The organism is Mycobacterium sp. (genome assembly GCF_050701675.1).
Lineage (GTDB): Bacteria > Actinomycetota > Actinomycetes > Mycobacteriales > Mycobacteriaceae > Mycobacterium.
On record NZ_JBOGDD010000086.1, the window covers coordinates 1 to 4,804 of the forward strand.

Below are 4,804 nucleotides of genomic sequence, written 5' to 3' on the forward strand. Positions count from 1 at the left end.
CACCGACCGAGAGCTAGCGCAACTGCGATCCACTATCACCCGTAACGAGGTCCATGCGGCGAAGCTGCGGGATCAATCCACCCGCCCCAGCGCCGAAGACATCGCGGGGCGGCTAGCCAACGCGCCGGAGCGTGTGCCAGTGGGTGACGGCCTGCCACTCTCACCGGAGCATGTCGCCGCCAACGCGAAGGCGTTGCACGGAATCCTGGCGGGCACACCCGATCCGGCGACGCGCGCGCTTGGCGAACAGTTCGAAACAGTATGGTGTACAACAGAGTTCGTAGTAGAGGCGTTCTACGCGGAGTGGCCCGAGCTGCGGTGGTTCGATCTGCTGGCCGGTGCCGATGACCGTTTGCGCAAGTCCGCCGACGATGCTGCTGCCGCCTTCACGATGGGCACCGCACCAGGCTTGCCCGCCATCGTCGCCACGTCGCACCCGACCCAACCGTGGGTGATGCACTCACCGCAAGACTTCTAGAAGGCGTGCGCTGCGATTTCAGGGCGTATCCACTGCGATTTGCAGATCGGCGGACCGATCGTGATCGAACGCAAGCGCTACCGGAACTGCGTCGATTGGTTCCGAGCCGTCACCGCGCCGAAGTCACCTCGCCCGGGCGACTCTGAGGAATGGAGCGAGATTCGACGCAAAGACCGCGAAGGCTACGCCCACGAATTGATCAGCGAGAGTTTCGTGACGTTTCCCGTCGCCCGCGGTGATCTCATCGTCTTAATCCGCATCTGTCGTGCCTGCATCGCCGCGTTCCAATACAAAAACGGAGTCAATGCGGATGAATGCGTTGTCGAGGAACCGTATTCGGATGGATTCGGGTCACTCCCGACGTGGAGCGGACCGGAGCCGCTAGCCACCAAACCTGATTGCGATGCCGACGCCGACGATGAAACAGACGACGGAGGCGATGATTTCAACGACACAGCGCCGTAACGAAACCGACCGGGCGAGTGAGGAATCTGTGGCTAGGTTCGTCACATCGACCCGGTCGGCGTCACCGCGCAGCACTAGACGCAGCACAGTCCAGAATACCGGCGCGCCAGCGGCGAAACCCGTTGGCGCACACATAGATTCGACCAGAGAAATGGGTTGCCCCGGTGTCCGAGACCGTTGGACACCGGGGCGAGCAGTCAGGGAAAGCCGACTGACAACGACCAACTTGACGAGAGCAGATCGCAGTGACAACGGTACAGCACCCCACCGACAGCAGCAGCGGCGAAATGCCGACATCCCTTGCTGATAGAGCGATGCAGTACGCCGACGATGGCTTTCCCATCGTCGTCTTCGACTCCCGCATGCCCAATCACAAGCAGTGCGGCAACCTGGTCGGTGACGCGGACGACGAAGATGACATGTGGTATGAGCACGTCACCACCGACAAGACGGTCATACGGGGATGGCTCGATCAATTCGGAGCACGCGCCACCGGTATCGCGACCTCCCCCGGTGCCGCTGATTGCGTCGTGCTCGACGTGGACCGACCCGACGAGGTACCGGCGCATTGGTGGCAGTGGCTCGACACCGCGCCGTTTCAATCGACCCGTACCGACGACGACCGGCGCGGGCATTACTGGTTCAATCAACCTGCCGGTGAACGCATCGGCTGCCCGGTGCTGGACTGGGGTGAAGTGCGCGGCGATGGTGGCGGATTGATCCTGGCCCCGACCCGGCACGCGAAAAATGGCCACTACAAGTGGGTTCGGATGTGTTCGGCCTCACCGCTTCCCAGTTCCATCGCTGCCGAGATTCGGGCTAAAGCTCAACGCCAGGGCGGGGTGGTGCCTATCACTGCTACTGACGTGAAGGCATTTTGTGCTGCCCATGTCGGCAATGAACACCCCCCAGCCCTGGCGAACCTCACACGTCGATTGGCCACCGAGCGTGAAGACACGCGCAGTCTGCTTCGGATGTATCTGCGTATCGCGGCGCAGGAGGCACGGGTGTCGATGTATCCCTATCAAACTGCGGTTGATGAACTAAAAAAGGCTGCCGCTCAGTCCTATGCCCTTCGCAGTCGAACATTAGATGAGGTCGACTTCACTGGACTTGTTCGCAACGGCATCGCACAGGCGAGGCTCAAGACGTTAGAGCAATGCCGCGAAGAGGCGAACCGTCAGTACGGCAGCGCGCACAACAGTGAACTGAACACAGGCTCTCTCGACGTCATCAACGCCACTCTCGCCCCGGACGCAAGCACCGACGCCGGCCAACCCGATCCATCCGCCGATCCCAGCGGAAACACCGTCAATTCCGACGCTGCCGCCACAGACGCTCAAACCGAAACGTTCTGGTCATCGTCGCCGCAATTGCGTGACCTTCGCCAGTTCGCCCATGCGCGCATGGTCGGGCCGTGGGCGATGCTGGGCAACGCCTTGGCCCGCGTCATCGCCCACGTACCGCCACACGTCGTCTTGCCGCCCACCGTGGGTGACTACGCCAGCCTGAACCTATTCGTGGCCGTGGTGGGCCGCAGCGGTGACAGTAAATCGGCGTCCATGGCCGCTGCGGGAAGCTGGCTGCGCACCGAGCCCGATTACGCACCGAGCAAGCCCGGTAGCGGTGAAGGGCTGGCCAAGTGCTTCGCCTACATGCGCAAGCTGCCCGCCAACCAAGGTGGGGGCACCGAGCAAGCCGGAAAACAATGGTCGGTGCTGGCCAAGATTCCCGAGGTCGACACCCTCACGGCGACGGCGGCGCGCGGTGGCGCCACGATCATGAGCACCCATCGCGAAGGGTGGTCCGGTGAGCGCCTGGGCACCGATTACGCCGCTGACGAGAAGCGGATCGTTCTGGAGGCGAACCGCTACCGCCTGTGTTTGATCATCGGCGTGCAACCGGGAAGGGCGGGTGCGCTCTTCGATGATGCCGAGGGCGGCACCCCACAACGCATCCTGTGGCTGCCGAGCGCCGATCCCCACATGCCCGAGACCGAACCATTGGAGCCGCCCGCGTTGGACCTGGGGCGGTGGGAACGGTCCGGCTCTGGTGGCAGTGCGGGGTCGTTCCATCCGTTGGACGTGGACGCGGCGAGAAACCGGCAGTTGGCCGACCGCGCCGAACCGACGAAGTTCGACGTGCTGGAGATCCCCGATGTTGCGCGCGAACAGATCAAGACGACCAGGCGCGCGGTAGCACGCGGGGACGCTGGCGTTGATCCACTCGACGGTCACAAGCTGCTCGTTCGTCTCAAGATCGCCGCCGCCCTGATGGCATTGGAGAGGCGACGCCACACCATCACTGAATCGGATTGGGAACGCGCTGCAATCGTGATGGCGGTGTCGGATCGAACGCGCGCCGGAGTGTTGTACGAATTGGAACGCAGCCGCGCCGAAGCTAATCGGAGTCGCGGCGCGGATGAAGCCGTGCGAGAGATGGCTAAGACGAGGGTGATCACCGACGAGCAACAACGCATCACCGCCATGGCCCTCCGCATCGTGGACAAGCTCGGTGAGAGCGATGGCCAATCACTATCCGTTCTGCGTAAGAGTTTGTCGGCCAGTAGCAACCGTGACGCCTTCGACGACGCGGCGACCTACGCCGTGGAAACGGGGATGGTGCGGCGCGAGAACTTCACCGCCCACAACGGGCAGGAAGGAATCCGGTTGTGGCTGGCATCAGCAAACAGTGCGGCGGTGTCGTGATGGAGGGGTGGAAAGGGTGGATGGGTGGAACTTCTCTGCGTGATTTTTGGGAATTCGGCGTACGCGCGATTTGCAAAACCCCTGGTCATCATCAAACAGTGCATTCGCGGGTAGACCCTTCGACACATTTTTTCGCAGCGCAAGGGTGGATCATCCACCCTTCCACCCTGCGGCGTCGGAGTCGGCTAACAGCAAGCACGCCACGACCAACACAACATCGAGAGGGCACTACATCATGAGTACCGAAGCGATGGACACAGCCAAAGGAGAACCGGACCGATTCACTACGGTGTGGTGTCGCATCGAAACGTGTGACAACCCAGTAGACGGCAACTTCGGCGGCCCGTACTGCGTCGCTCATCGACGGACGTTCAAGTTCAGTGCAACGCTGAACGACGCGTTGAATGAATTCCTCTCTGGCATTGGAGGATTCATGCAACCCAGCGCAGCGAATACCGACGACGTACGCGAAGCGGGTGAGTTGTTCGCACTGGGACTGTCCAAGATGTTTGGCACCGCGTTCGGGATGTCGGTGTTAGTCGATCCCACCCCGATCACGACCAAGACCGACAGCGGCAAAAGTAAAGGACGCTTGCGCTGGCACGTGTCGTTTCGGTGGCAGGAATTCGACGATGAACCCGACGGCTACGCCGCGATGGATGAAACCGACGAGTCAGACGACGAATACAACAACGGAGATGATGGAGACGACGATGAGTGACTACTACGAAGGACTCGCACGGTTCGTCAACAACCACGATGACTACAAGGCCGCAGGGCTCGAACCACTTGCGGCCAAACATGTTCGATTCATTCTCGATGCGAAAGAGCGAATCGAAACGCGCGCGAAGCTATCGAAGGAATCGCCCATCGAAGGCCGCGATTGGTCGAAGTCACCGGTGCCGCATCGCCAATGCGTCGCGCACAGGAAGACCGGTCAACGATGCAAGAATGCCGCTTTGAACGGGGCGACGGTCTGCAAATTTCATGGCGGCGCGGCCAAGCACGTTCGCAACGCAGCGCGAGCCCGACTCGCCAACGCAGCCGACCGGATGGCAAAAGAACTCCTCAACATGGCCACCGACGAAAAGGTTTCGGATGCGGTGAAGTTGAACGCAATTCGCGATGCCTTGGACCGCGCTGGACTCAAGCC

Annotated in this window: 5 protein-coding genes; all 5 read left to right on the plus strand. The window is 61.6% G+C overall.

What is annotated here, in order from left to right; translation table 11 throughout:
• Nucleotides 1-478 (plus strand): hypothetical protein (locus tag ACRDUX_RS02690; protein WP_526410764.1); only part of this gene is annotated, 478 nt, incomplete at its 5' end.
• 60 nt (nucleotides 479-538) lie between these two features.
• Nucleotides 539-943 carry a hypothetical protein gene (locus ACRDUX_RS02695; RefSeq protein ID WP_526410766.1) on the plus strand — a complete coding sequence of 135 codons (405 nt, stop codon included), beginning with the start codon at nucleotides 539-541 and terminating at the stop codon, nucleotides 941-943.
• A gap of 314 nt (nucleotides 944-1,257) precedes the next feature.
• A complete protein-coding gene (locus ACRDUX_RS02700; RefSeq protein WP_526410768.1) occupies nucleotides 1,258-3,651 on the plus strand; it encodes a bifunctional DNA primase/polymerase in 2,394 nt (797 codons plus the stop codon).
• Nucleotides 3,652-3,886: 235 nt separating this feature from the next.
• The gene (locus ACRDUX_RS02705; RefSeq protein ID WP_526410770.1) at nucleotides 3,887-4,372 is read left to right on the plus strand and encodes a hypothetical protein; all 486 of its coding nucleotides are present in this window, start codon (nucleotides 3,887-3,889) and stop codon (nucleotides 4,370-4,372) included.
• On the plus strand, nucleotides 4,365-4,804 hold a 440-nt coding region (locus tag ACRDUX_RS02710; protein ID WP_526410772.1), incomplete at its 3' end, for a putative phage terminase small subunit. The genes ACRDUX_RS02705 and ACRDUX_RS02710, both read left to right, overlap by 8 nt.